The organism is Photobacterium sp. (genome assembly GCF_057456235.1).
This window is the reverse complement of the sequence record NZ_JBVCPH010000018.1, coordinates 43,571-67,098: the sequence shown is the minus strand read 5'-3', so window position 1 is coordinate 67,098 and position 23,528 is coordinate 43,571. Positions and strand designations below refer to the sequence as shown.

The window sequence follows — 23,528 nt, the reverse complement described above, 5'->3', positions numbered from 1 at the left end:
GCTGCTCGTTAGCCCAAATCGCCAAAGCGGACTTGCAGGGCTGTGATTGCGGTCATCGCTGTGGTTTCGGTACGCAATACGCGTGGACCAAGCAGGATTTCATCAAATTTATATTGCTCTGTCATCGCGATTTCTTCGGCTGACAGGCCGCCTTCAGGGCCAATAAGCAGGCGAACCTTAGTGACCGGAGCCGGTAAGGTATTGATCGAGTAGTTGGCCCGAGGGTGGAGGTTGAGTTTCAGGCCATCGTATTCTTCCGCGCACCACTCTTCCAGCCTCATGACCGGGCGGATCACCGGTACGGTATTACGGCCGCACTGCTCACAGGCACTGATCGCAATTCTTTGCCACTGCGCCAGTTTTTTCTCGAAACGTTCAGTATTCAGTTTGACGCCACAGCGTTCAGAAATTAGCGGTGTAATGGTGTTCACACCCAGCTCAACCGATTTCTGGATAGTGAATTCCATTTTTTCACCACGGGAGATCACCTGGCCGAGGTGAATATCGAGTGGTGATTCGACACTGTTTTCGCGTCGGCACTGGATCTCAACTTCAACGCTTTTCTTGCTGGCATGGGTGATAACCGCCGGAAACTCAGCATCACTGCCGTCGAACATTTCTATTTCCTGGCCGGCTTGCATACGCATGACCCGGCCAACATGGTTGGCAGCATCATCACTAAGCATAACTTTGCCCTGATCCGGTAGCGACTCAGGGTGGTAAATACGTGGGATTCTCATGGTGAGATCGATAACCTGTCTACTGTCTAAATTATTCGCTTGTTGCATCTTAACATGGATACCGTTGAGGCAAATTACAAGGTGGCGGAAAATATAAAAGAGGACTGAACAAGGAGTAATGCTGATGAAAAGTCGCGAAACGTAGGTGGCGAGTCGCGAGAATACCTTCAAGCAATCTCGTTACTCGCCCTACGCCTCTAAAATCAGTATCCCGTTTTCTCACATGCGGCAAAAACAAATGGGTTATGGCTGTCCTGAACTTTTGCAATGCGGCGATCCCGCTCGCATTCCCAGGTACTTACCGGATACTGACGGTTCCAGGCTTCCATTAATTGGCGTTGTTGTCTGGAGAGAGAGAACTGGTATTCCTGGTTCATATACAGATAGGTTCGGGCTATCGCACCACGGGAGTGTTCCGGTGGATCCGCACGACGATTTTTGAAATCGATTTTCATCTCGCACTGGCCGTAGAAAGCGCCGCTATTGCCATTCCACGGCAGAAACTGATAATTGGACCGATCCCCGTTGACCTCACCAACCGCGGGGGTCAGGTTATGAAGATCTGCTTCCATGCGGTTGAACTGCTTATTTTTTTTACAGTTCTTACGGCCCCCGTCTTGCCAGCACTGGAGCTGGTGGCCAAATTGCCAGGCCGGGACGACATGTTCCCATTCGATGCGGCTGGCACGTCTTTTCTGTTTGCGTACCCGATAACCGCAACTGGCCAAATCTGGTATGCCTTTTTTCCCTTGCCATTGTATATCGCAACCACAGTAAAAGCTGGTGGGATGATCCTGATAGATCTTCACGGCGATTTTTTTTGCTTTACTGAATGAAGTTGGCGGCGCTGCTATCGAACTTGTGGATATTGCAGTCGCGGTAAGCAGCAACATGAGTGCCAGCCACTTATTAAACGAGGTTTTCATTGATTATCCTGCGCTGAAGATCTGTTCGGCAAGCTTATCAATATTTCTATGATTTAGAAGCACTTCACACTTATATTGTTGTCAATTACATTTCATGCGTAAAAGTTCAGTCTATATTGCAGGGGTTAGCGGTTGGCGGCATTTTGTGCAGTGATAGGCGGCTTGTTGGCGAAGCACTTTATTATGGCGACGGATGGTAAGCAGATGTTCACTGCAGGAACAGGAGTAGGGGAAGGTCTGTCCCCTGACCGACTGAATATCGAAGCTATGTGTTGTGCGGGCCGGAATACCAAAAACTTGCGTCATCATGGTCTGCCATTCAGCGCCGTGAGGGCGGACCCGGCCAAATAACTTGAAGGTGAGCAGGTGAGCGATCTCATGAGGAACGACCTCGGTGAGAAATGCCTCTGGATTTTCTGCAAGCAGTACCGGATTGAAGCGGACTTCCCACCCCTGCAGCCGGGCACTGCCGGCAATTTTACCGCGCTGGTTGAACTTGATTGTGGGGAACGGGAAGCGCTTTCCCAGTTTTCCTTCGGCTAGTGTGATGCAGTATTTAGTCTTTTCAATGACTTGGGTGTGAAGGGGGGACATAGTTATCCAAAGTTCATTGCAGGGTAGCTTGGAGTATATCGTGAACGAGGTGAGGGGGAGAAGAGTCATTATGGCTCTGTGGCCCTTAGATCTTATTGGCAGAGCGGAAAGCTGCGTTGTTATCAGTATGGGCGATTTTTCATCCAGAACCATAGATATAAAAAAAGGAAGCCGAAGCTTCCTTTTTATAATCAGTACGTTGTCGCTTACTTGATGTTAGCGAAGTCGCGTAGCATTTCTGCCTTGTCAGTCGCTTCCCAAGGGAACTCTTCACGACCGAAGTGACCGTAAGCAGCCGTTTTCTGGTATATAGGCTTCAGTAGGTCAAGCATTTCGATCAGGCCGTATGGGCGCAGGTCGAAATTTTGACGAATTGCTTCAACGATAACGTCATGAGGTACGTTTTCAGTACCGAACGTTTCTACCATGATAGACGTTGGATCCGCAACGCCGATAGCGTAAGAAAGCTGGATTTCACAACGGCCAGCCAGACCTGCGGCTACGATGTTTTTCGCAACATAACGTGCAGCGTAAGCCGCAGAACGGTCAACTTTTGATGGATCTTTACCTGAGAAGGCACCACCACCGTGACGAGCTGCACCGCCGTAGGTGTCAACAATGATCTTACGGCCAGTCAGGCCACAGTCACCCATTGGGCCACCGATTACGAAACGGCCGGTCGGGTTGATGAAGTATTTGGTGTCTTTGTTCAGCCACTCAGCAGGCAGTACCGGCTTGATGATTTCTTCCATCACCGCTTCCTGCAGTACTTGCAGCTCAATGCTGTCACAGTGCTGAGTTGAAAGGACGACGGCATCGATACCGACGATTTTGCCTTGATCGTAAGCGAACGTTACCTGGCTTTTCGCATCAGGGCGTAGCCAAGGCAGGGTACCGTTCTTACGAATTTTTGCCTGGCGCTCAACCAGACGGTGAGCATAAGTGATCGGTGCCGGCATCAGGATTTCGGTTTCGTTGGTAGCATAGCCGAACATGATGCCCTGATCACCGGCGCCTAGTTCGCGCGGGTCTTCACGGTCAACACCCTGGTTGATGTCTGGAGATTGCTTACCAATTGCGCTCAGGACCGCACAAGAGTTGGCATCAAAACCCATATCAGAGTTCACGTAGCCGATTTCACGTATTGTCTCACGGGTAATTTCTTCGATATCAACCCAAGCCGAGGTAGTGATTTCACCACCGACCATAACCATACCGGTCTTGACGTAAGTTTCACACGCAACACGTGCTTTTGGATCCTGTTCCAGGATCGCATCCAAGACTGCATCAGAAATTTGATCTGCAATTTTATCTGGATGGCCTTCTGATACTGACTCAGAAGTAAACAGGTGCTTCGACATGCGTACTCTCGCTTTTTATATGATTATGGGTTGGTAATGGGGAGCTCTGAATCAAGGGAATACAGAACCTTGATGCATACGGATATACGTTTGAATGTATAGAGCTACCTCCGTCTAGACGTCTATAATACCGACAACTGGTATAAAATCAACATTGTGAATTGTAGGGAAATGCCCGAACCGTATAGCAAACGTTTACTTATGATGCTTTGATTACAGATAGTTAAGCCTGCTGTTTGTCCAGCTTATTGAATTTGGTCTTATTTTTTGCAGGAAATCGTTTGCAGTATGGGGGTAGACTTTGCGACAATACCCGCCCGCCGAATCATGGCTAATTTGTTACGCCGATGCGAACAGGTAGCCACCATAACAGTCTACGAATTTCTGGAGCAGACATGTCTTCACGTAACGCTAATTCTCGTAAAGAGCTGGCAAATGCTATCCGCGCCCTGAGCATGGACGGCGTTCAACAAGCGAACTCTGGCCATCCTGGTGCACCTATGGGTATGGCAGATATCGCTGAAGTACTGTGGCGCAGCCACATGAACCACAACCCACAAAACCCGCAGTGGGCTGATCGCGACCGTTTTATTTTGTCAAACGGCCACGGTTCAATGCTTATTTACTCTCTGCTTCACCTGACCGGTTATGACCTGTCTATCGATGATCTGAAGAACTTCCGTCAGCTGCACTCGAAAACTCCGGGTCACCCTGAATACGGTTACGCACCAGGTATCGAAACAACAACAGGTCCACTCGGTCAGGGTATTACTAACGGTGTTGGTATGGCGATGGCAGAAAAGGCCCTTGCTGCGCAGTTCAACCGTGACGGCCATGATATCGTTGACCACAACACTTATGTATTCATGGGTGATGGCTGTCTGATGGAAGGGATCTCTCACGAAGCTTGTTCACTGGCGGGCACTTTGGGGCTGGGCAAGCTAGTTGCGTTCTGGGATGACAACGGTATTTCTATCGACGGTGACGTTCAAGGCTGGTTCTCTGACGATACGCCGAAGCGTTTCGAAGCGTACGGCTGGCATGTGATTCCTGCTGTTGATGGTCACGATGCGGACGCAATCAACGCTGCAATTGAAGCTGCGAAGGCTGAAACCGGCAAACCAACTCTGATCTGTACTAAGACTATCATTGGTTTTGGTTCACCGAACAAAGCAGGTTCTCACGACTGCCACGGCGCACCGCTAGGCGCTGACGAAATCACCGCAGCCCGTGAATTCCTGGGCTGGAACCATGGTCCTTTCGAAATCCCTGCAGATATTGCTGCTGAGTGGGATGCGAAAGAAGCGGGTGCCGCGAAGGAATCGGCATGGGACGAGAAGTTTGCCGCATATGCTGCTGCTTACCCTGAGCTTGCTGCTGAATACAAGCGCCGCGTAAACGGTGATCTGCCTGCACAGTGGGAAGAGAAAGCCAATGCAATCATTGCTGATCTTCAGGCTAATCCGGCAAACATCGCATCACGTAAAGCCTCGCAAAATGCGCTAGAAGCGTTTGGTGCAATGCTCCCTGAGTTCATGGGCGGCTCTGCTGACCTTGCGCCGTCTAACCTGACCATGTGGTCTGGTTCTCAGTCACTAACGGCCGGAGACTTCTCGGGTAACTATATTCACTACGGTGTCCGTGAATTCGGGATGACGGCAATCATGAACGGTATCGCACTACACGGCGGTTTCGTACCTTACGGCGCGACGTTCCTGATGTTCATGGAATACGCACGTAACGCAATGCGTATGGCTGCTTTGATGAAAGTGCAGAACATTCAGGTCTACACCCACGACTCAATCGGTCTGGGCGAAGATGGTCCTACCCACCAGCCGGTAGAGCAAATTGCTTCACTGCGCCTGACACCAAACATGAGCACATGGCGTCCATGTGATCAGGTTGAATCTGCGGTTGCTTGGAAACTGGCCATCGAGCGTAAAGATGGCCCGACAGCGCTGATCTTCTCGCGTCAGAACCTGGCACAGCAAGAGCGTACAGCAGCACAGGTTGCCGACATCGCCAAGGGTGGTTACATCCTGAAAGATTGCGAAGGCAAGCCAGAACTTATTCTGATTGCGACGGGCTCTGAGGTTGAGCTGGTCACTGAAGCTTACGCACAGCTAACAGCAGCAGGCCGTAAGGTTCGGGTTGTTTCTATGCCGGCAACAGATGCATTCGACAAGCAAGATGCAGCTTACCGTGAGTCGGTACTGCCATCTGATGTGACTGCACGTATTGCTGTTGAAGCCGGTATTGCCGACTTCTGGTATAAGTACGTTGGTTTCGACGGCCGTATCATCGGTATGACCACATTCGGTGAGTCAGCGCCAGCTGGCGAGCTGTTTAAGATGTTTGGCTTCACGGTTGAAAACGTCGTCGACACCGCGCAAGAGCTGCTCGCGTAAGCGATTTATTTCGATACTTGAAAAAAGGCTTCCTCTGGAAGCCTTTTTTATTATTTCCGGCTGGATGAATATAACTTTTCCGTCTGTTTTTACCGCTTTTTATGGGGATATTTATCGTTAATCGCTGGGGATTGTTGGTTTTAAATGTCGAGTCGTGATAGCTGTCACAATTAGGGTGATTCTCGACTGTGCTTGTTATACACTATCGCCGCTTAGTATTTTGGTAGCATGGATATGACACTGAAAGTCGCAATTAATGGATTTGGTCGCATTGGTCGCAGTGTGCTTCGCGCACTGTACGAGAGCGATAAACATACTCAGATAAAAGTCGTGGCGGTTAACGAGTTGGCCGAGCCTGAAGCAATGGCTCACTTGTTACAGTATGACACCAGCCATGGCCGATTCTTTAAGTCAGTCTCCCATGATCAGGAGCATCTCTTTATTGCTCACGACAATGGCGAGCAAGACCGGGTTCGCATTCTGCACCAAAATGACATTACCCTTTTGCCCTGGCATGATTTAGACATCGATATTGTTCTTGACTGTACCGGGGTGTATGGATCTCGCGATGATGGCCTTGCCCACATTAAGGCGGGGGCGAAGAAAGTGTTATTTTCTCATCCGGCTGCCACTGATATCGACAATACGATTATCTATGGTGTGAACCATGAGACGCTCAAGCCTGAGCACCGCATTGTTTCTAATGGTTCCTGTACCACCAACTGTATTGTCCCGGTGATCAAAGTACTTGATGAAACCTTTGGCATCGAATCCGGCACAATCACCACCATCCACTCGGCGATGAATGACCAACAGGTTATCGACGCTTACCATTCTGATTTGCGTCGTACCCGGGCTGCCAGTCAGTCAATTATTCCTGTTGATACTAAACTGCATCTTGGAATTGGTCGTATATTCCCGAAACTTTCTGACAAATTTGAAGCAATTTCTGTGCGCGTACCTACAATTAACGTCACGGCGATGGATTTAAGTGTCACAGTTAAAACAAATGTGAAAGTTAATGACGTAAATCAATCACTGTCTGAGGCATCTCGTTGTACATTAGATGGTATTATGGATTACACCGAAGCACCGCTGGTTTCCATTGACTTCAATCACGATCCCCACAGCGCGATAGTCGACGGCACGCAAACGCGAGTCAGCAATAAGCACTTAATAAAGTTGCTGGTGTGGTGTGATAACGAATGGGGATTCGCCAACCGTATGTTAGATACCGCGTTGGCCATGCATACTTGTGATAGCGTGCAGCATAGTGATGCCACGATGCAGTATAGCGAAGCATAACAGCAGTAAAGAATTATTTGGGTCTGGCAGTGACGCCGGGCTGGTAAAAGAACTTTAAATTTTATTTTTAACACTGTTGAGAGGACAAACCATGTCTGTAATCAAGATGACTGATCTGGAACTTGCTGGTAAGCGCGTATTTATTCGTGCAGATCTAAACGTACCAGTTAAAGACGGTAAGGTAACATCTGACGCGCGTATTCTAGCGTCTCTTCCAACTATCAAGCTGTGCCTAGAAGCTGGCGCTAAAGTAATGGTTACTTCACACCTTGGTCGTCCAACTGAAGGTGAGTACAACGAAGAGTTCTCTCTGGCTCCAGTAGTTAACTACTTAAATGACGCACTAGATTGTGACGTTAAGCTGGCAAAAGATTACCTGGATGGTCTTGAGCTAAATGCTGGTGAGCTAGTTGTTCTTGAAAACGTTCGCTTTAACAAAGGCGAGAAGAAGAACGAAGAAGAGCTTTCTAAGAAATATGCCGCACTTTGCGACATCTTCGTGATGGATGCATTCGGTACGGCTCACCGTGCACAAGCATCAACTCACGGTGTTGGCATGTTCGCACCGGTAGCATGCGCTGGCCCTCTGCTAGCTGCTGAGCTTGAAGCGCTGGGTAAAGCAATGGACAATCCAGCTCGTCCACTGGTTGCAATCGTTGGTGGTTCTAAAGTTTCGACTAAACTGACTGTTCTTGAGTCGCTATCTAAAATCGCTGACCAACTGGTTGTTGGTGGTGGTATCGCGAATACTTTCATTGCTGCTGAAGGCCACAATGTTGGTAAATCGCTATACGAAGCGGATTTAGTTGAAACAGCTAAAAAACTAATGAAAGAGTGTGCGATTCCTGTTGCAACTGACGTTGCCTGTGCAAAAGCATTTGATGAGAACGCAGAAGCTGAAATTAAGCACGTTTCTGAAGTTCAAGACGACGACATGATTTTTGACCTGGGTCCTGATTCAACAGCGGCTCTTGCTAAAATCATCAGCAATGCCAAAACAATTCTTTGGAATGGCCCTGTTGGCGTATTTGAATTCAAAAACTTTGAAGCGGGTACTGCCGGTATTTCTAAAGCCATTGCAGAATCGGAAGGCTTCTCGGTTGCTGGCGGCGGTGACACATTAGCAGCTATCGACAAGTTCGGCATCAAGGCTGATATTTCTTACATTTCTACTGGTGGCGGTGCGTTCCTTGAGTTCGTTGAAGGTAAAGTATTACCAGCCGTTGCGATGCTAGAAGAGCGCGCAAAAGCATAATTAAATAAGCTGGGAGCGCGTGCTCCCACCTTTTAATGTTTGTGAATCGGATCAAGTTTTTATAGAATGCTTGACCGGAAGCAAACGTTTGCAAAGTTTTGTTAAATATTTAACTCAGACTACGAAAGTAAATAGGACTATTGTTATGTCTAAGATCTTCGATTTTGTAAAACCTGGCGTAATTTCTGGCGACGACGTTCAGAAAGTTTTTGAAGTAGCAAAAGAAAACAAATTTGCCCTTCCTGCCGTTAACGTGGTTAACACTGATACTATCAATGGTGTTCTAGAAGCTGCAGCTAAAGTTAAAGCGCCTGTCGTTGTTCAGTTCTCTAACGGCGGTGCTGGTTTCTTCGTTGGTAAAGGTCTTAAGCTAGAAGGTCAGGAAGCACAAATCGCTGGCGCGGTAGCGGGTGCTAAGTACGTTCATGCTGTTGCTGAAGCTTACGGTATTCCAGTGATTCTTCACACTGACCATGCAGCTAAGAAACTTCTTCCTTGGATCGACGGTCTGCTAGACGCGGGCGAAGAGTTCTTCGCACAAACGGGTAAGCCTCTGTTCTCTTCTCACATGATCGACCTTTCTGAAGAGTCTCTAGAAGAAAACATCGAAACATGTGCTAAGTACCTAGAGCGCATGGCTAAGATGGGTATGACGCTAGAAATCGAACTGGGTTGTACTGGTGGTGAAGAAGATGGCGTTGATAACTCTGACATGGACGCTTCTGAGCTTTACACTTCTCCTGAAGATGTAGCTTACGCATACGAGAAACTAAGCGCTATCAGCCCACGTTTCACTATCGCAGCATCTTTCGGTAACGTACACGGTGTATACCAGGCGGGTAACGTTGTGCTTACTCCAACTATCCTGCGTGACTCTCAAGCATACTGTGCAGAGAAGTTCGGTATCGCACCTAACGCTCTGAACTTCGTATTCCACGGTGGTTCTGGTTCTTCTGAAGCAGAAATCCAAGAGTCAATCGGCTACGGTGTTATCAAAATGAACATCGATACTGATACTCAGTGGGCGACTTGGGACGGTATTCGTCAATACGAAGCAGCTAACCATGATTTCCTACAGGGTCAAATCGGTAATCCAACTGGCGAAGCTGCGCCAAACAAAAAGTACTACGATCCACGCGTATGGCTACGTGCTGGTCAAGAGTCTATGGTTACTCGTCTTGAGAAAGCATTCTCAGACCTTAACGCAATCGACGTACTGTAATTTATTACGGAACGGTGTAATCCACGCTTAGGCGTTGGACATTGAGATTATTTAAAAGCCCGCATTGCGGGCTTTTTTATTATCCGGAGAAATAAATTGGTATATATTAACAGGTAGAAAAAATCGATTCCTATCAATAGCCTTTCAATCTTTAATGAGAATGTCGAGGATATCGGGGGAGTGTTAATTCTGTCGGGATAAATAAAGAGAGAGTAATAATGAGTGAGAGTGTTACAGACAAGGTTGTTGATACCCTGGCCGATAATCAGTTAACAAATGGCGTACTGAATGCCGGAACCTGGGTGACCGATAATCAGGATCTGTTGATCCAGTACGGGGTTAACCTGATTTCGGCGATTCTGATCCTATTCGTTGGTAATCTTATTGTTAAAGGAATCGCCAACGGCGTGGCGAAAGTGCTGCGTAAAAAGAGCATGGACGAGGCGGTTGTTGAGTTTCTGCATTCGCTCGTGCGCTATCTGCTGTTTGTAATTGTTCTGATTGCAGCACTTGGTCGTTTAGGCGTTCAGACGGCATCTGTCGTTGCGGTTATCGGTGCCGCGGGTTTGGCGATTGGCTTAGCACTGCAAGGCTCACTATCTAACTTTGCCGCGGGTGTGCTGATTGTCGGGTTCCGTCCGTTCAAGTCCGGTGATTACGTTGAAGTTGGTGGCGTGGCGGGATCGGTTGAGTCGATTCAAATATTCTCAACGGTACTGTGTACGCCAGATAACAAAATGGTTGTGGTACCGAATGGGGCGGTTATCAGTAGCCCCATTACGAACTATTCACGCCATGCAACCCGCCGAATTGATTTTGTTATCGGGGTCTCTTATGACGCGGATTTGAAGAAAACCAAAGAAGTGCTCGCACGTGTGGTTGCCGCTGAGCCGCGGGTATTAAAAGATCCTGCACCCACCATCGGTGTCGTGGCACTGGCGGATTCCTCTGTTAACTTAGTGGTTCGGCCATGGGTTAAAACCGCTGATTACTGGCGCGTATACTTCGATTTGCTACAAGCGATTAAAGAAGAGCTTGATAAAGAAGATATTACAATCCCATACCCTCAAATGGATGTGCATTTGAATAAGCTGGAAGGCTAAGATCTGATAAACCAAAATGGAGCCGGGTGGGCTCCATTTTTTTCTGGAATCATTAATCGCCGCGACACGGACAGTGAATATGGTTTAAGCCTGTTCAACCGCTGGCAGAGTGATCACTGGATTCGTTAAGTGCATGAGCAGTTTATTCAGTTCAGCGCTATCAAAGGCAAAGGTATAGTCCGGTTTTCCGGGGGTAAACATCAGCTCTTTATGCTCATAAACCACCGGGTCGACGAGCAAGGTAATATGCTCCGGCAAGCCAAACGGGCACACCGCTCCGGGCACACAGCCAATCTCAACTGCCATCTCCTCATTGCTGCATACCGACACCCTTTTACCCAGCACCTGCTTAACCAGCTTACTGTTCAAACGACGGTCGCGATGGGTCAGGAGCAAACAATAACCCCCTCCCTTAATTTTCATGAACAGGCTTTTGGTTGGTGCTGCTGTCCAGCCCAGTTCTTTAGCAATACGCTCATCGGTTGCAAAATCCAGGATCGGCGCATGTTGCCATTGCCGATAACCGACACCGGCTTTGCTGAACAGGGCAAGATTTTTGCGATAGATAGCTTCCAATTGTTCAGGCAACATATTGTTTAAATAGTCCTTTTAGTGGCTGGCGATGAGAGCATCATAGCGGCAACGGCGAGATCAATACTGCGCTTTACCTTTGATTTTAACAAGGTAGAACCTCATTTTACCGTACCGATAGCAAAAACGACGCGATCATGGCTTTCAAACACCCAGTCATACATATCATCGGCCGTTGATATTGACTGCTCAATAAAACGGCATTCAAAAAAGAGAACAAGGGGGATAATTTGGTGAGTTCTGTTGTCGAACCCATACACGTAACGCATTATCGAATATTCGCCATCAATAATATCTTCAATAACAAGAGAGTAGGAAAGCAATATGAAGAAACATTTACTCGCGGTGGTATTAGTCGGCGCCAGTTCATTGATCTCTGCGGGAGTAATGGCTGCGGATGTTGATTTTCCGCATCTGGAAACCACAGGGATGGGCGAAGTCATGGCCCAGCCTGATATGGCAGTGTTCACGGTTGAAGTTGTCGAAACCCGGCAGACGGCAAAAGAAGCCAAGCTGGCGGTAGATAAAGCTGTCACCGCCTTTAACGAACGCCTGAAGCAGCAAGGTGTGGATCGCACAGATATTACGAGTGCGAATATTACGCTGCACCCACAATACCATTATCCAAAAGATAAACAGCCAGAGCTAACGGGCTATCGTGCCAGTCGCCATATAACGGTAACCGTCAAGTTGCTAGAGAAGTTGAACGAATATTTAGATGGCGCTTTGGGTGATGGTATTAATCGGATTAATCACATCGAGCTGAAAGTCAGCAATGAAGCGGAGTTCATCGAGCAGGCACGTCAGGCTGCGATTAAAGATGCCCGGGAAAAAGCTGAATCGCTTGCTAAGGGATTTGGTGAGAGCATTGAAGGGGTGTGGAAGATCACGTACCACGCCGCTAGCCCACGTCCGATAATGATGAGGGCAATGGCCATGGACGCCGCCGGAGAAACGGCGGCAACCTATCAAGATGCTCACATGACGATTCGGGATCGGGTGGAAGTGGTGTTTAAGCTTGAGGAGTAGAAGATATTTTGAGTTGCGAGATTCTAGTTTCTAGTTTCTAGTCACGAGGAAAATCAAAAGCTTGACTTCAAAATCTGACTCGAAGAGTCTGCCGGACCATAGGACCATAGGACCATAGGACCATAGGACCATAGGACCATAGGACCATAGGACCATAGGACCATAGGACCATAGGACCATAGGACCATAGGACCATAGGACCATAGGACCATAGGACTAAAACACAAAAAGGAGAGCAAATGCTCTCCTTTCTCATATCTCGAAACTAGGATCTCGAATCTCAAACCTCGAAACTAGGCTCTCGATTCTGTCGTTTTGATATTAATGCAGAATACGGGCACGAATGGTGCCGTCGATAGCTTTCAGCTTTCGGAGGGCTTCTTCCGAGCGCTTGGTTTCCACATCAATAACCACATAACCGATCTGGGCACCTGTTTGCAGGTACTGCGCAGCAATGTTGATCCCTTCTGCGGCGAAGATCGTGGTGATCTGATTCAGGATCCCCGGGCGGTTTTCATGAATGTGCAGCAGACGCGAACAGTCGCGGTGCTCAGGCAGTGACACTTCAGGGAAGCCAACTGCTGACAGTGTTGAACCATTATCGGAATATTTCACTAACTTACCGGCGACTTCAAGCCCGATGTTTTCCTGCGCTTCCTGGGTTGAGCCACCGATATGCGGTGTCAACAATACATTGTCAAATTGTGCCAGTGGCGATATGAACGGGTCTTTGTTGGTTTTCGGCTCTACCGGGAAGACGTCAATTGCAGCGCCCGCGAGGTGCTTGCTTTCCAGCGCGCTGCAGAGCGCATCGATTTCAACCACAGTGCCACGCGCGGCATTGATGAAAATAGCCCCTGGTTTCATGCGAGCAAACTCATCAGCGCCCATCATATCCTGAGTATCAGGGGTTTCCGGCACATGCAGGCTGACCACATCACACTTGTTGAGCAGCTCGGTCATTGAGCGAACCTGCGTGGCGTTACCCAGTGAGAGTTTGTTTTCGATATCGTAGAAATAGACTCGCATGCCGAGGTTTTCTGCCAGAATACCCAGCTGCGTACCGATGTGGCCGTAACCAATGATGCCTAACCGTTTGCCGCGCGCTTCATAAGAATGATCGGCAGACTTCTGCCATTCACCACGGTGGGCTTTGGCATTTTTTTCCGGAATACCGCGAAGCAGCAGCAGTATTTCTCCCAGTACTAACTCGGCGACACTTCGGGTATTTGAGAAGGGGGCGTTAAAAACCGGAATACCCCGTTTGCTAGCTCCTGCAAGATCAACCTGATTGGTACCGATACAGAAACAACCCACAGCCATCAGCTTCTTGGCTGAGTCAAAGACTTCTTCCGTTAGCTGAGTACGCGAGCGAATACCGACAAAGTGGGCGTCTTTGATCGCATCAAGCAGTTCGCTACCGGCAAGTGAACCTTTATGGTATTCAATATTGGTGTAACCAGCCTGCTGTAAAACCTCAATTGTAGAAGGGTGGAGGCCTTCCAATAAGAGAATTTTAATCTTTTCTTTATCCAGTGAAACTTTAGCCATTGGGTTCTCATCCTTTAAAACATGAGTGGCAGGAGCTCAGGTTGGGCAACCGGCGAAGCGGAACGGAAAAGGATTTACGGTATTATATAGCGGGCTGCGGGTAATATCCTTTTCCTGCTTGCCAGTAGCCTGAGGCTTACACTCAAACGATTGCTACATGCTGTTCATTAAAGTATCAAATAATAACCAGTAAGGGTAAGAATATTACAAAAAAGACAATAAAAAACGGCATATATTATGCCGTTTCGTAATCTAATAACATAAGCTGCGGGTATGCTTGCTTATTTTTCGAATTTTTTAACACCATCTGGCGAGCCAACCAGCAGAACATCCGCTCCGCGGTGAGCAAACAGACCGACAGTCACCACACCTGGCAAGGCATTGATTTTGTCTTCCATCGCCTTCGCGTCAGTGATTGCCATGTTATGCACGTCAATAATAATATTGCCGTTATCCGTCACAACACCTTCACGGTATACCGGATCGCCACCAAGCTTGACCAGCTCACGACCGATATATGAACGTGCCATTGGGATCACTTCAACGGGCAGAGGGAACTGACCCAGAACGTCTACTTGTTTAGTATTATCAACAATGCAGATGAATTTTTTAGACATTGCAGCAACGATTTTCTCGCGAGTCAGTGCCGCGCCGCCGCCTTTGATCATGTCATATTGTTCATTGATTTCGTCGGCACCATCAACATAAATATCGAGGCCGTCAACGTCATTGGCATCAAAAACCGGAATACCGATTTGTTCCAGACGTTCAGTGGAGGCGACAGAGCTCGAAACCGCTCCTTTGATCTCTTCTTTGCGGGTTTCTAGTGCATCGATGAAGTGATTAACGGTTGAGCCAGTCCCTACACCGACAATGCTGCCTTTTGTAACGTATTCCAGTGCAGCCCAGCCAGCCGCTTTTTTCATTTCATCTTGTGTCATGCCTGTCTCCTAGTAATGGCTAATACCAAACTGAACAAGTCTCTGCTCGAGCAGAGACTTGTTCAGTTTGGTATCACGTTGCGCGGAGCGCTGATTATAGCGAAGAGTGGATGATACGTCAGGGCAAATTTTGACTGAGATCGCTGTTATCTAACTCATAAATCATAATTCTATTAATAACATAGAGTTAGCGGTGAAGGCTGTGGCACATAAATACCAAACGTTTGCGTGGTTCGATTGGGATTGGCTGAGGAGACGTCAGTATTCGTCCATTACCAGGAAAAATGGCAGGAAGGCGTAATAATTTCTGGTAGCGGAACATCCCAGGCTTCGAACGGCAGGTTTTCGACCTGCTGGCAATCATGAGCCAGCCCCAGCGGGCGCGGGCCTTGTTTCTCATGATGCCAGCGATTGAGCGTGCGGTCATAATAACCGCCCCCCATTCCCAGCCGCTGACCGGTATTATCAAAGGCGACCAGCGGGGTGCAGATCAGATCCAGTTCACTTACCGGCTTGACCAGGCGAATATCTAATACCGGCTCTTGGATGTGATATTTATTCAGCGTCATCCGTGTCTCTGGCGTATAGTGCAGAAACAGTAACTGGCCTTTGCTGAATGGATGCAGAACAGGCAGATAAACCGCTTTGCCGTGCTGCCACAGCCAGTCAATCAGTGGCTGAGTATTGATTTCACCGTCATTAGATAAATACAGGGCAATATGATGGGCGTCGATAACACTTGCCACCTGTTGGAATAGTATCAGCAGATCGTGCGCGGCATGCTGTTGTTGCTGAGGGCTGAGGCCACGGCGACGCAGGCGAATATGCTGGCGAATGTGCTGGCGAGAAGATGAGGGTTGAACAGGTGAACTCATAGGTCATCCAATGACAGAGGTAGTTCGGGTAATTATAGAGCGAGTATCTAGTGGAAGAGCGTCTAGAATCTCAATTCTCGTTACGATCGAGGTAGAGGGGATGCCCCAGGGTGCCGTTGCGCATTGTGGCCCTTGAACCAGATGTTCAAGGTGGATCAGCAACATCAACCGCAGGCTTCTCAGTCAGGCTGAGCATGCTCAATAGCTAATAGACAGCTAATCCTGTTTTTTTGCTTATCGGCTCGGGGACGTTAATACGCTGACGTACACCCCAGGGTCAATTCATTATCAACGCTTTGGTTGATTTTGCAATGCTTTATCCAATGTTTCTGCTAGCGTGCTGATTCTATTGGATAAATTTGAAGCACTGCCGTTGTGTTCTCTACGCTCGCTGTGCATTTCACTGCACACGTTTAAACCGGCAAACATCAGCAGTTGCTCGGTGTTTGTTACCTTTGTGCGTTCAGACAGATCTTTCAGACGCTGATCAAAATCTGCCGCCGCTTCTCGCAGCGCATCTTCCTGACCTAATGGACAGTTAACCTTTAAGAACCTGCCTAAAACTTGAATTTCAACTGCCTGAGTACTCATAAATCTCTAATCAGCTCCGTGCAAGAATACTGTCTGCTTAGCATTCCGCTTGCAATAGGAAGATAATATAGGAAAAGCCTTTTCAACATGCAAGTCCACTCATCACGCTTTAGGGGGATGAGTCACTGACTAATCAGAAATTAACCAGTCTGCTGCAATCTGCTGCAACTGCAAACATAGCCCAAGCTTTCCCCAAAGGGTATTAGCCTGATTTGAGGCTAAGTGGTAGCATAACACAATTAAGATTAGCACCAATGAGACGAAGGTGAACCCCCCATGAGCGAAGTTAAAATCCCTCTATATGAAGCTGTTGATACAGCATTAAAAGATCACGGTTTAGCGGCTTCACCGTCAGAGCTTCACGGCCTGCTGAGCGGTATGATCTGCGGAGGCCTGGCGGTAGACGATGAAAGCTGGATCGGTCCGGTAAGCGACTACGCCAACGAGGGTCAACCTTTAACTGATGGTGCGAAAGTGGCAGTTCGGACGGTATTTGATGCCGCCTCCACCGAGCTGGGGGGGGTAGCAACAATATTGTTTACCTCAACGGCTGCTGAACTGGCTCATTACGAATTCAACATTTCTCTACTGCTGCCTGCTGAAGACGCTGAGCTGATGCTGCGCGCCGAAGCATTGAGTGAATGGACGACTAATTTTATTTCAGGCCTGGGTTTGATGGGGCTGGAAAAAGCCAAGCTGTCACCGGAAGTGACGGAAGCCGTGTCGGTGCTGGAAGAGATCGCCCAGTTAGGTATCGATGAAGACGAAGACATGGCAGAGCAGGCGCAGTTGTTCGATAATGTGGTTGCCTATGTGCCTGAATGTGTGTTGGCCTGTCTGGTTGAGTTGAGCCAGCGTCCGGGAGCGGTTGAAGAACCGACTATCCCTGGTATTGGTCAGGGTGAAAAACCGACGCAGCATTAACTAACGCTAAGGGACTGGATGTGAAACAGTATGATGTTGTAATTGCCGGGGGCGCGATGGCCGGTGCGGCATTGGCAATTGCACTGAATAAACTCTGTGGCAATCGTTGCGATAGTGTTCAGGGGTTGCGTATTGCGGTTGTTGAAGCCGTCAAACCGACACTGGATCAGCACCCGGGCTATGATGCGCGCAGTATCGCGTTATCTTTAGGCTCTGCCAATCTGCTGGATAAAATCGGGGTCTGGCCTAAACTGGCTAATGCCGCGACCGCGATTTCTCATATCCATGTTTCTGATCGCGGCCATGCGGGTATGGTTCGTATGGATGCCAAAGAGTTGGCGGTTGATGCGCTCGGTTATGTGGTTGAACTGGCTGATACCGGCACGGTATTTCATCAGCAGCTTAAGCAACAGGATCAGACCGATCTCTATTGCCCGGCGACGATCGCCGACATCTCACGTACTCAGCAGCAAGTCAATCTCACCCTTGGGTCGGGAGAGCAGTTGCAAACCCGGCTACTGGTGACCGCTGATGGTGCCTTGTCGGGGTGTTGTGAACTGTTAGGCATTCCCCGGATCGAACACGACTTTGAACAAGTGGCCGTGATTGCCAATATAACCACCGCAATAGCACACCAGGGTCGAGCTTTTGAGCGTTTTACCCCTTTTGGCCCGGTTGCGATGTTGCCGATGTCGGAAGGGCGGAGTTCACTGGTATGGTGCATTAAGCCCGAGCATCAGGCCGCAGTCATGGGGTGGGACGATGGGCGGTTCCTGGCAGAATTGCAGCAGGTTTTTGGCTGGCGTTTAGGCCAGTTAGTTAAAACCGGCGAGCGTGCAGCCTATCCGTTATTGCTGCGCCAGTCGCAGTCACTGACCTCGCACCGTGTCGCCGTGGTGGGTAATGCTGCGCAAACGCTGCATCCGATTGCGGGGCAAGGGTTTAATTTAGGACTGCGTGATGTCATGTCACTGGCCGAAGAGATCGTACGGGCTCTCGATCTGGGCGAAGATGTAGGTTGTGCTGCGATGTTAAGTCGCTACCGCCAGCGTCGCATGCCGGATCGCGAGGCGACAATTGCCATGACATCAGGGCTGGTGAGCCTCTTTGCCAATGACAGTTTTCCTCTCGTTGCTGGCCGTAATACCGGCCTGATGATAATGAACCTTTTTGATACGTTAAAGGCACCGCTGCTAAGGCGTGCGATGGGACAGGTAGAAAGATAATTAATGGAATTGGTATAATGATGCAGAGTGTTGATGTTGCCATTATTGGTGGGGGAATGGTTGGCCTGACCCTGGCCGCTGCGTTAGCGGACACCGAGCTGCGTGTTGCCGTGATTGAAGGTCAGTTGCCTGAACCTGAGCTTGCTTCATTACCGGATTTACGTGTTTCCGCATTAAGCCGAGCCAGCGAGCGTATTCTTCGCCGGACCGGAGCCTGGTCGGGGATTGAAGCCCGTCGTCTGACTCCTTACCGAAAAATGGAGGTCTGGGAGCAAGATAGCTTCGCCAGCATTCAATTTGATGCCGAACGTTTAGCCCAGCCGAATCTAGGGTATATCGTCGAAAACCGGGTCATTCAGTTAGCGCTGCTGGATCGCGTTAAGCAGTTGAGCAATGTCACTGTGCTGGCACCGGAACGCTGTCAGAATATTGCTTTCGGTGAGAGCGAAGCCTGGCTCAGCATGGAATCGGGTAAAAATCTGACGGCCAAGCTGGTGGTCGGTGCGGATGGCGCTAACTCTTGGCTTCGTCATCAGCTGGATATTCCACTGACTCACTGGGATTACGGCCACAGCGCCATTGTGGCCAATATTCGTTGTGATGAAGCCCATGGCAACACAGCGCGCCAGATTTTCCGGCCGCAAGGGCCACTGGCCTTTCTGCCGTTAGCTGAAAGTGATTTATGTTCTATTGTCTGGTCTGTTCCACCGGAAGAGGCTGAGCAGTTGTGTGGGTTAAGTGACGAAGAATTTAATAAGTCACTCACGGCTGCTTTTGATCACCGTTTAGGTTTATGTCAAGTTGAAGGTGAACGTCAGGCGTTCCCACTGAAAATGCGTTATGCCCGCGACTTTGTTCGAGACCGTGTCGCTTTAGTCGGTGATGCCGCGCACACTATTCATCCTTTAGCGGGTCAGGGGGTTAACCTTGGTTTACTGGATGCGGCAAGTCTGGCTCAAGAACTCAAGGCGTTGTGGTTGCAAGAGCAGGATATCGGCCATAAAGCCAATTTGCGTCATTATGAACGCTGGCGAAAAGCGGAAGCCGCTAAAATGATCGCTGCAATGCAGACATTCCGGGATCTGTTCGACGGTAGTAACCCGGCTAAAAAGCTGGTGCGGGATCTGGGCATGCTGATTGCGGATAAAGCGCCGGGAGTCAAAGACGAGTTTATGCGCCGGGCTCTGGGTTTATCGGGTGAGTTACCGGAATTAGCCAAATATTAATGTCAAATTGTCTATTGAAGCCATCTCCATTGAGATGGTTTTTTTTTACCTGCCAGATAAAAAAGATAAATTGATCACAAAAGGGCTTTTTTCACCTACAGTAAATAACAGGAAATCGATGCCGTGTGAGTTACAGCAAAAACTGTAGGCTGTAGTTGTACCAGACTGATTTGTTAGGTGTTCTCTCAGTGCATTTCATGGTGAATTGACATGGGAGTGAGGCGTTTGGGTCTTAAATCATCTGCTTGAACCGAACCAGTTATCGAGTGATAAGCAGTCTTTTCATAAGGAAGTTACACAATGAGTTATGTTCCCTCTGAATTGAAATTTACCAATACCCATGAATGGGTTCGCCCTGAAGGGGATGGCGTTTTTACTGTCGGCATTACCGACCATGCTCAGTCAATGTTGGGTGATATGGTGTTTGTTGATGTACCTGATCTGGATACAGAGACAGAGGCGGGTGAAGACTGCGCGGTTGCCGAGTCGGTGAAAGCAGCCACTGATGTATATGCGCCGTTAACCGGGGTGGTCATTGCGGTGAATGAAGACTTAGACAGTTCGCCCGAATTGGTAAACAGTGATCCTTATGGTGATGGCTGGTTATTTCAGATAAAAGCAGAAGATGAAGGGGAATTTGAAGATTTACTCGACGCTGAGAGCTACCAGGATCTGGTGGATGAATCGGAGTAATTGCCATCGGTGTCTTTATCACGATGCGTATAGCCTGTTCATTTAAAAGCCCACTACCAGTGGGCTTAAATACACAGAGATCCGCAAAAAAGAAATTTATGCTGGGCATTAATGCTCTCAGCAGACTTCCTTCAAACGTTTTATCTCTTGGTTAACCTCATTGACGGTTTGATAATGCCGTTGTTGAGCTTGTACTGGCACAAGCAACATTCCCTTGTCGAAATGATAGCCTCCTCGGCCATCAATATAAATTCTTCCACTAAATAAACGACTTACATGCTTAGCAATTAACTTCGGCAAGTAGCGTTTGAACATGCGCATAAACAACTCAACCTTGTCTGGTTTTCCTAACGCGACGTATTATAAAACAACTTGCATTACACTTCTGTGACTTTGTCAGCATAATACTAATGTTAAATTCAATTGATTAGATTATTTTTAGTTGTAAATATCATCTTTCGGGATAATATTCTGTTGGTGTAGGGCTGGATAAGCAAGAATTTGTCTTATGAACTTATTTTAAAGACAATTATTTTACTGGATTAATGGTTATTTATTATCATGTTACGCTCTTTTATTCATATTATGCTGCGTTCAGTAGTGTAAAGTTACTTTCTTTTCCGGTCTGATTTTTGTGCATTGTTCGTTTTCATCTCGTTGCTAAATAGCATTATCTTCTGAAATCCCCTTTTCCAGTTGTTCAGTATCTGTTCGGATAAATGTCAGCCTTGCTTCCTCTGGACAGAAAAATTTCGAGAATTGATGCCGCTGTTTGTGTTGGATCAATAAAAGGTTGTTGGCATAGGCTAATAATACAGGGGTTGTTAGCTTATGCCAAAAATGAGGGTGCGATGGCAAGACCTAAAATTCAACGCCGGATTGGTTGTCGTCCGGCATACAGCTGTTTTAAACCGAATGGCGTGCCAATGTCACAGCTGGCGTCGATTGAACTGGCTGCGGATGAATTGGAGGCAATACGTCTGGTTGACATGAATGGCCTCTGCCAAATAGAAGCGGCCAAGCACCTTGGAGTCTCTCGTCAGACGCTGGGAAATATTGTATCCCGTGCTCGTCATAAAGTGGCGCAGGCATTGGTCACAGGACAGGCGATCGATTTGCAAGCTGCGCACTTGCATGAGATTACAGAATAAGAAGAAACCGTCCCTCGACCCGCAATAACCGCTTTATCTTCATTAACTTTCCAGCCATGCGCTGAGGCTGAAATAAAGGAACACTGATATGTCTATTGCTATTGCTATTACTCCTCGCTCTGAAGTCGCCGCTCATTTCGGTAAAGCTGCGGCATTTATGGTTTTTGATCCGCAAGGGGAGATGATTGCTCGTATTGAAAATGGAGGCAGCAAAGCAATTGGCTGCAAGCATAAGAAAATTCTCCAGCGTCAACTAGGTGAATTTGGCGTGACTGAAGTCGTGCTTGGCAATATCGGCCAGCGCTCGTTGGGGCGTTTATTAAATGCCGGATTTACCGTGAGTAAAGTACCTTCACGTAGCTCTGTGCAAGCCGTGCTCGCAGGCAGTGTGGCTAAGATAGCGCTAACGGCAGCAGAGCAGGGGCGTCCCTGCAAGCGTGAAAAAGGGGATTGCGGGTGCGGTTGTGGCAGTAAGAAAAAAGTAGAGCCAGCAAAAATTGGTACGATGATGAATAGAAAACCGTCGCTCCAAGGTCTAATGAAGATAGGAGGGTTCAAGTAAATGCTCTTTGTACTAACACTGGCTATTTTCTTGTTGGTAATTACCGCAATGGCAATAGGCTGGATTGTGAAAAAGAAAACCATCAGTGGTAGTTGTGGTGGTTTGGCTACCGTCGGTGTTGATAAAGAGTGCGACTGTGCCGAACCTTGTGATACCCACAGGCTTTATCAAATACAGGAGCCTGGCGCTAGATCTGTATGATATTACCGCCAAGGCGCTTAGATTTTTCACTGCATCATTTTTCTCCACGCAAGGATGCGACTCGTTGAGTAATGGTCTTGCTGACCACTTGGCGCAGCCACTCGATTTTTGGGTGGCTGCTATTTCGACGTTGCCATAACATATTGATATCAAAGTCCGGGATCTCAACCGGAGCCGGGCACTGGATGAGTTCGTCATTGAAGAGATCCAGTCGTGCCATTAATTGTGACACCACGCAGAGTAAGTTCCGCCCTTTTAACAGGTGGCGTATAGTCAGGAAGTTACTCGACCCTACCGCTATGTGGCGGGTGAACCCCTGATCGTGCAATTGATTATCGATTTGACTGGCTAATTTACCATCCGGCGTTACTAAGGCATGAGGGGTGATGATATAACGTGCCAGGCTAACCGGGGCTGTTAGTCCGGTCGCTTCACTGTCAAACAGGCAGACATGATCTTCTGTATAAAGATATTGGCTGACTAATTCTTTTGGCAGGTTAGTCATAGAGCCGATCACTATATCAACGTCCTGATCATTAAACTTATCGTTGTAGTTATTCCGATCCACATTGCAGAAGCTAAGCTGGCACTGGGGGGAAAGCTGGGCGATGGCGTCAAAGATAGCGGGCGCAAACAGTAGCTCGGCGTAGTCGGTTAAGCCAATCCGGACAGTGCCTGAATAATGCAGAGGATCGAAACTACCTGGCTGTAAAATCTGAGTTGTCACCAGGTTTAAGATATTTTCGATGGTGGGTGCCAACTCAGCTGCTTTCTGAGTGGCGATCATCTGATGACCCTGACGCTCAAACAACGGGTCGTTAAGCAGCAGTCGCAATCGCGACAGGTTATGGCTCATTGCTGACTGACCAATTGAAAGCTTGGCAGCAGCTTTTGTTACGCTCCGGGTTTCCATCAGGGCTGAAAAAGCCACCAGCAAATTGAGGTCAACGCCACGCCAGTTGATATCTTTCATATTACTTGGTTCCCACTTCTGCCAACAGGCATATACACTGCTGATAAGTCAGGGGAAAGTCAACAAGACGATTTCTAAAG

24 protein-coding genes and 1 other RNA gene are annotated in these 23,528 nt (G+C 48.2%); 13 read left to right on the top strand and 12 right to left on the bottom strand.

The window, feature by feature from the left end; all coding sequences use genetic code 11:
• Positions 1–8: 8 nt before the first annotated feature.
• The 4 genes from rsmE to metK all read right to left on the bottom strand — a co-directional run bounded on the left by rsmE (position 9) and on the right by metK (position 3,621).
• Positions 9–740, bottom strand: a complete 732-nt coding sequence (rsmE, locus tag AC2204_RS17680) for a 16S rRNA (uracil(1498)-N(3))-methyltransferase (protein ID WP_318927020.1) — start codon at positions 738–740, stop codon at positions 9–11.
• Between the two features lie 203 nt (positions 741–943).
• Positions 944–1,633, bottom strand: a complete 690-nt coding sequence (gene endA / locus AC2204_RS17675; RefSeq protein ID WP_413466721.1) for a deoxyribonuclease I — start codon at positions 1,631–1,633, stop codon at positions 944–946.
• Between the two features lie 144 nt (positions 1,634–1,777).
• The gene (locus AC2204_RS17670; RefSeq protein ID WP_318926996.1) at positions 1,778–2,260 is read right to left on the bottom strand and encodes a SprT family zinc-dependent metalloprotease; all 483 of its coding nucleotides are present in this window, start codon (positions 2,258–2,260) and stop codon (positions 1,778–1,780) included.
• Between the two features lie 206 nt (positions 2,261–2,466).
• Positions 2,467–3,621 carry a methionine adenosyltransferase gene (metK, locus tag AC2204_RS17665; RefSeq protein WP_318926995.1) on the bottom strand — a complete coding sequence of 385 codons (1,155 nt, stop codon included), beginning with the start codon at positions 3,619–3,621 and terminating at the stop codon, positions 2,467–2,469.
• Between the two features lie 395 nt (positions 3,622–4,016).
• Here metK and tkt point away from each other — a divergent pair, with 395 nt between their 5' ends.
• From tkt to mscS, 5 genes are all read left to right on the top strand, one after another.
• Positions 4,017–6,029 carry a transketolase gene (gene tkt, locus AC2204_RS17660; RefSeq protein ID WP_318926994.1) on the top strand — a complete coding sequence of 671 codons (2,013 nt, stop codon included), beginning with the start codon at positions 4,017–4,019 and terminating at the stop codon, positions 6,027–6,029.
• A 234-nt stretch (positions 6,030–6,263) separates the two neighbouring features.
• Positions 6,264–7,334, top strand: coding sequence for an erythrose-4-phosphate dehydrogenase (epd, locus tag AC2204_RS17655; protein WP_318926993.1), 1,071 nt, complete (start codon positions 6,264–6,266; stop codon positions 7,332–7,334).
• Between the two features lie 91 nt (positions 7,335–7,425).
• Entirely contained in the window at positions 7,426–8,589 is a 1,164-nt protein-coding gene (locus AC2204_RS17650; protein WP_318926992.1) for a phosphoglycerate kinase, read from the top strand.
• 145 nt (positions 8,590–8,734) lie between these two features.
• Positions 8,735–9,811 (top strand): class II fructose-bisphosphate aldolase, encoded by a 1,077-nt coding sequence (gene fbaA, locus AC2204_RS17645; protein WP_318926991.1) that lies wholly within the window; start codon positions 8,735–8,737, stop codon positions 9,809–9,811.
• Positions 9,812–10,029: 218 nt separating this feature from the next.
• On the top strand, positions 10,030–10,914 hold the full coding sequence (gene mscS / locus AC2204_RS17640) for a small-conductance mechanosensitive channel MscS (protein ID WP_318926990.1): 885 nt from the start codon (positions 10,030–10,032) through the stop codon (positions 10,912–10,914).
• An 84-nt stretch (positions 10,915–10,998) separates the two neighbouring features.
• On the opposite strand, the gene AC2204_RS17635 is transcribed toward mscS, so the two are convergent.
• Complete coding sequence (locus AC2204_RS17635) at positions 10,999–11,505, bottom strand: YbaK/EbsC family protein (RefSeq protein WP_318926989.1); 507 nt, start codon at positions 11,503–11,505, stop codon at positions 10,999–11,001.
• Positions 11,506–11,829: 324 nt separating this feature from the next.
• Here AC2204_RS17635 and AC2204_RS17630 point away from each other — a divergent pair, with 324 nt between their 5' ends.
• On the top strand, positions 11,830–12,534 hold the full coding sequence (locus tag AC2204_RS17630) for an oxidative stress defense protein (protein ID WP_318926988.1): 705 nt from the start codon (positions 11,830–11,832) through the stop codon (positions 12,532–12,534).
• A 321-nt stretch (positions 12,535–12,855) separates the two neighbouring features.
• Here AC2204_RS17630 and serA read toward each other — a convergent pair whose 3' ends face one another.
• The 5 genes from serA to zapA form a co-directional block, all read right to left on the bottom strand.
• Entirely contained in the window at positions 12,856–14,085 is a 1,230-nt protein-coding gene (serA, locus tag AC2204_RS17625) for a phosphoglycerate dehydrogenase (RefSeq protein WP_318926987.1), read from the bottom strand.
• 281 nt (positions 14,086–14,366) lie between these two features.
• Positions 14,367–15,026 carry a ribose-5-phosphate isomerase RpiA gene (gene rpiA / locus AC2204_RS17620; RefSeq protein ID WP_318926986.1) on the bottom strand — a complete coding sequence of 220 codons (660 nt, stop codon included), beginning with the start codon at positions 15,024–15,026 and terminating at the stop codon, positions 14,367–14,369.
• A 272-nt stretch (positions 15,027–15,298) separates the two neighbouring features.
• Positions 15,299–15,901 (bottom strand): 5-formyltetrahydrofolate cyclo-ligase, encoded by a 603-nt coding sequence (locus tag AC2204_RS17615; protein WP_318926985.1) that lies wholly within the window; start codon positions 15,899–15,901, stop codon positions 15,299–15,301.
• A 98-nt stretch (positions 15,902–15,999) separates the two neighbouring features.
• A non-coding RNA gene (gene ssrS, locus AC2204_RS17610) (6S RNA) lies at positions 16,000–16,182 on the bottom strand.
• Between the two features lie 7 nt (positions 16,183–16,189).
• The gene (zapA, locus tag AC2204_RS17605; RefSeq protein ID WP_318926984.1) at positions 16,190–16,492 is read right to left on the bottom strand and encodes a cell division protein ZapA; all 303 of its coding nucleotides are present in this window, start codon (positions 16,490–16,492) and stop codon (positions 16,190–16,192) included.
• A 276-nt stretch (positions 16,493–16,768) separates the two neighbouring features.
• Here zapA and AC2204_RS17600 point away from each other — a divergent pair, with 276 nt between their 5' ends.
• The 4 genes from AC2204_RS17600 (at position 16,769) to gcvH (ending at position 20,561) form a co-directional block, all read left to right on the top strand.
• Positions 16,769–17,416 carry a UPF0149 family protein gene (locus AC2204_RS17600; protein WP_318926983.1) on the top strand — a complete coding sequence of 216 codons (648 nt, stop codon included), beginning with the start codon at positions 16,769–16,771 and terminating at the stop codon, positions 17,414–17,416.
• Between the two features lie 20 nt (positions 17,417–17,436).
• The gene (gene ubiH, locus AC2204_RS17595) at positions 17,437–18,642 is read left to right on the top strand and encodes a 2-octaprenyl-6-methoxyphenyl hydroxylase (RefSeq protein WP_318926982.1); all 1,206 of its coding nucleotides are present in this window, start codon (positions 17,437–17,439) and stop codon (positions 18,640–18,642) included.
• Positions 18,643–18,659: 17 nt separating this feature from the next.
• Positions 18,660–19,868: an FAD-dependent 2-octaprenylphenol hydroxylase gene (locus tag AC2204_RS17590; RefSeq protein ID WP_318926981.1), complete on the top strand. Its 1,209-nt coding sequence runs from the start codon at positions 18,660–18,662 to the stop codon at positions 19,866–19,868.
• A 300-nt stretch (positions 19,869–20,168) separates the two neighbouring features.
• Positions 20,169–20,561 (top strand): glycine cleavage system protein GcvH, encoded by a 393-nt coding sequence (gene gcvH / locus AC2204_RS17585; RefSeq protein WP_318926980.1) that lies wholly within the window; start codon positions 20,169–20,171, stop codon positions 20,559–20,561.
• Between the two features lie 117 nt (positions 20,562–20,678).
• Here the strand turns inward: gcvH and AC2204_RS17580 are convergent, their stop codons facing one another.
• Positions 20,679–20,882, bottom strand: coding sequence for a DUF1107 domain-containing protein (locus AC2204_RS17580; protein WP_318926979.1), 204 nt, complete (start codon positions 20,880–20,882; stop codon positions 20,679–20,681).
• Between the two features lie 530 nt (positions 20,883–21,412).
• On the opposite strand from AC2204_RS17580, the gene AC2204_RS17575 reads away from it, so the two are divergent.
• The 3 genes from AC2204_RS17575 (at position 21,413) to nqrM (ending at position 22,475) form a co-directional block, all read left to right on the top strand.
• Positions 21,413–21,712, top strand: a complete 300-nt coding sequence (locus tag AC2204_RS17575; protein WP_318926978.1) for a DUF134 domain-containing protein — start codon at positions 21,413–21,415, stop codon at positions 21,710–21,712.
• A gap of 88 nt (positions 21,713–21,800) precedes the next feature.
• A complete protein-coding gene (locus AC2204_RS17570; protein ID WP_318926977.1) occupies positions 21,801–22,274 on the top strand; it encodes a NifB/NifX family molybdenum-iron cluster-binding protein in 474 nt (157 codons plus the stop codon).
• The gene (gene nqrM, locus AC2204_RS17565) at positions 22,275–22,475 is read left to right on the top strand and encodes a (Na+)-NQR maturation NqrM (RefSeq protein ID WP_318926976.1); all 201 of its coding nucleotides are present in this window, start codon (positions 22,275–22,277) and stop codon (positions 22,473–22,475) included.
• Between the two features lie 34 nt (positions 22,476–22,509).
• On the opposite strand, the gene AC2204_RS17560 is transcribed toward nqrM, so the two are convergent.
• A complete protein-coding gene (locus AC2204_RS17560) occupies positions 22,510–23,448 on the bottom strand; it encodes a LysR substrate-binding domain-containing protein (RefSeq protein WP_318926975.1) in 939 nt (312 codons plus the stop codon).
• Positions 23,449–23,528: the final 80 nt, after the last annotated feature.

Coding starts and splice junctions, on each gene's coding strand:
- rsmE (WP_318927020.1), bottom strand. CDS start 740: ATGAGAATCCCACGTATTTACCACCCTGAGTCGCTACCGGATCAGGGC.
- endA (WP_413466721.1), bottom strand. CDS start 1,633: ATGTTGCTGCTTACCGCGACTGCAATATCCACAAGTTCGATAGCAGCG.
- AC2204_RS17670 (WP_318926996.1), bottom strand. CDS start 2,260: ATGTCCCCCCTTCACACCCAAGTCATTGAAAAGACTAAATACTGCATC.
- metK (WP_318926995.1), bottom strand. CDS start 3,621: ATGTCGAAGCACCTGTTTACTTCTGAGTCAGTATCAGAAGGCCATCCA.
- tkt (WP_318926994.1), top strand. CDS start 4,017: ATGTCTTCACGTAACGCTAATTCTCGTAAAGAGCTGGCAAATGCTATC.
- epd (WP_318926993.1), top strand. CDS start 6,264: ATGACACTGAAAGTCGCAATTAATGGATTTGGTCGCATTGGTCGCAGT.
- AC2204_RS17650 (WP_318926992.1), top strand. CDS start 7,426: ATGTCTGTAATCAAGATGACTGATCTGGAACTTGCTGGTAAGCGCGTA.
- fbaA (WP_318926991.1), top strand. CDS start 8,735: ATGTCTAAGATCTTCGATTTTGTAAAACCTGGCGTAATTTCTGGCGAC.
- mscS (WP_318926990.1), top strand. CDS start 10,030: ATGAGTGAGAGTGTTACAGACAAGGTTGTTGATACCCTGGCCGATAAT.
- AC2204_RS17635 (WP_318926989.1), bottom strand. CDS start 11,505: ATGTTGCCTGAACAATTGGAAGCTATCTATCGCAAAAATCTTGCCCTG.
- AC2204_RS17630 (WP_318926988.1), top strand. CDS start 11,830: ATGAAGAAACATTTACTCGCGGTGGTATTAGTCGGCGCCAGTTCATTG.
- serA (WP_318926987.1), bottom strand. CDS start 14,085: ATGGCTAAAGTTTCACTGGATAAAGAAAAGATTAAAATTCTCTTATTG.
- rpiA (WP_318926986.1), bottom strand. CDS start 15,026: ATGACACAAGATGAAATGAAAAAAGCGGCTGGCTGGGCTGCACTGGAA.
- AC2204_RS17615 (WP_318926985.1), bottom strand. CDS start 15,901: ATGAGTTCACCTGTTCAACCCTCATCTTCTCGCCAGCACATTCGCCAG.
- zapA (WP_318926984.1), bottom strand. CDS start 16,492: ATGAGTACTCAGGCAGTTGAAATTCAAGTTTTAGGCAGGTTCTTAAAG.
- AC2204_RS17600 (WP_318926983.1), top strand. CDS start 16,769: ATGAGCGAAGTTAAAATCCCTCTATATGAAGCTGTTGATACAGCATTA.
- AC2204_RS17590 (WP_318926981.1), top strand. CDS start 18,660: ATGATGCAGAGTGTTGATGTTGCCATTATTGGTGGGGGAATGGTTGGC.
- gcvH (WP_318926980.1), top strand. CDS start 20,169: ATGAGTTATGTTCCCTCTGAATTGAAATTTACCAATACCCATGAATGG.
- AC2204_RS17580 (WP_318926979.1), bottom strand. CDS start 20,882: ATGCGCATGTTCAAACGCTACTTGCCGAAGTTAATTGCTAAGCATGTA.
- AC2204_RS17575 (WP_318926978.1), top strand. CDS start 21,413: ATGGCAAGACCTAAAATTCAACGCCGGATTGGTTGTCGTCCGGCATAC.
- AC2204_RS17570 (WP_318926977.1), top strand. CDS start 21,801: ATGTCTATTGCTATTGCTATTACTCCTCGCTCTGAAGTCGCCGCTCAT.
- nqrM (WP_318926976.1), top strand. CDS start 22,275: ATGCTCTTTGTACTAACACTGGCTATTTTCTTGTTGGTAATTACCGCA.
- AC2204_RS17560 (WP_318926975.1), bottom strand. CDS start 23,448: ATGAAAGATATCAACTGGCGTGGCGTTGACCTCAATTTGCTGGTGGCT.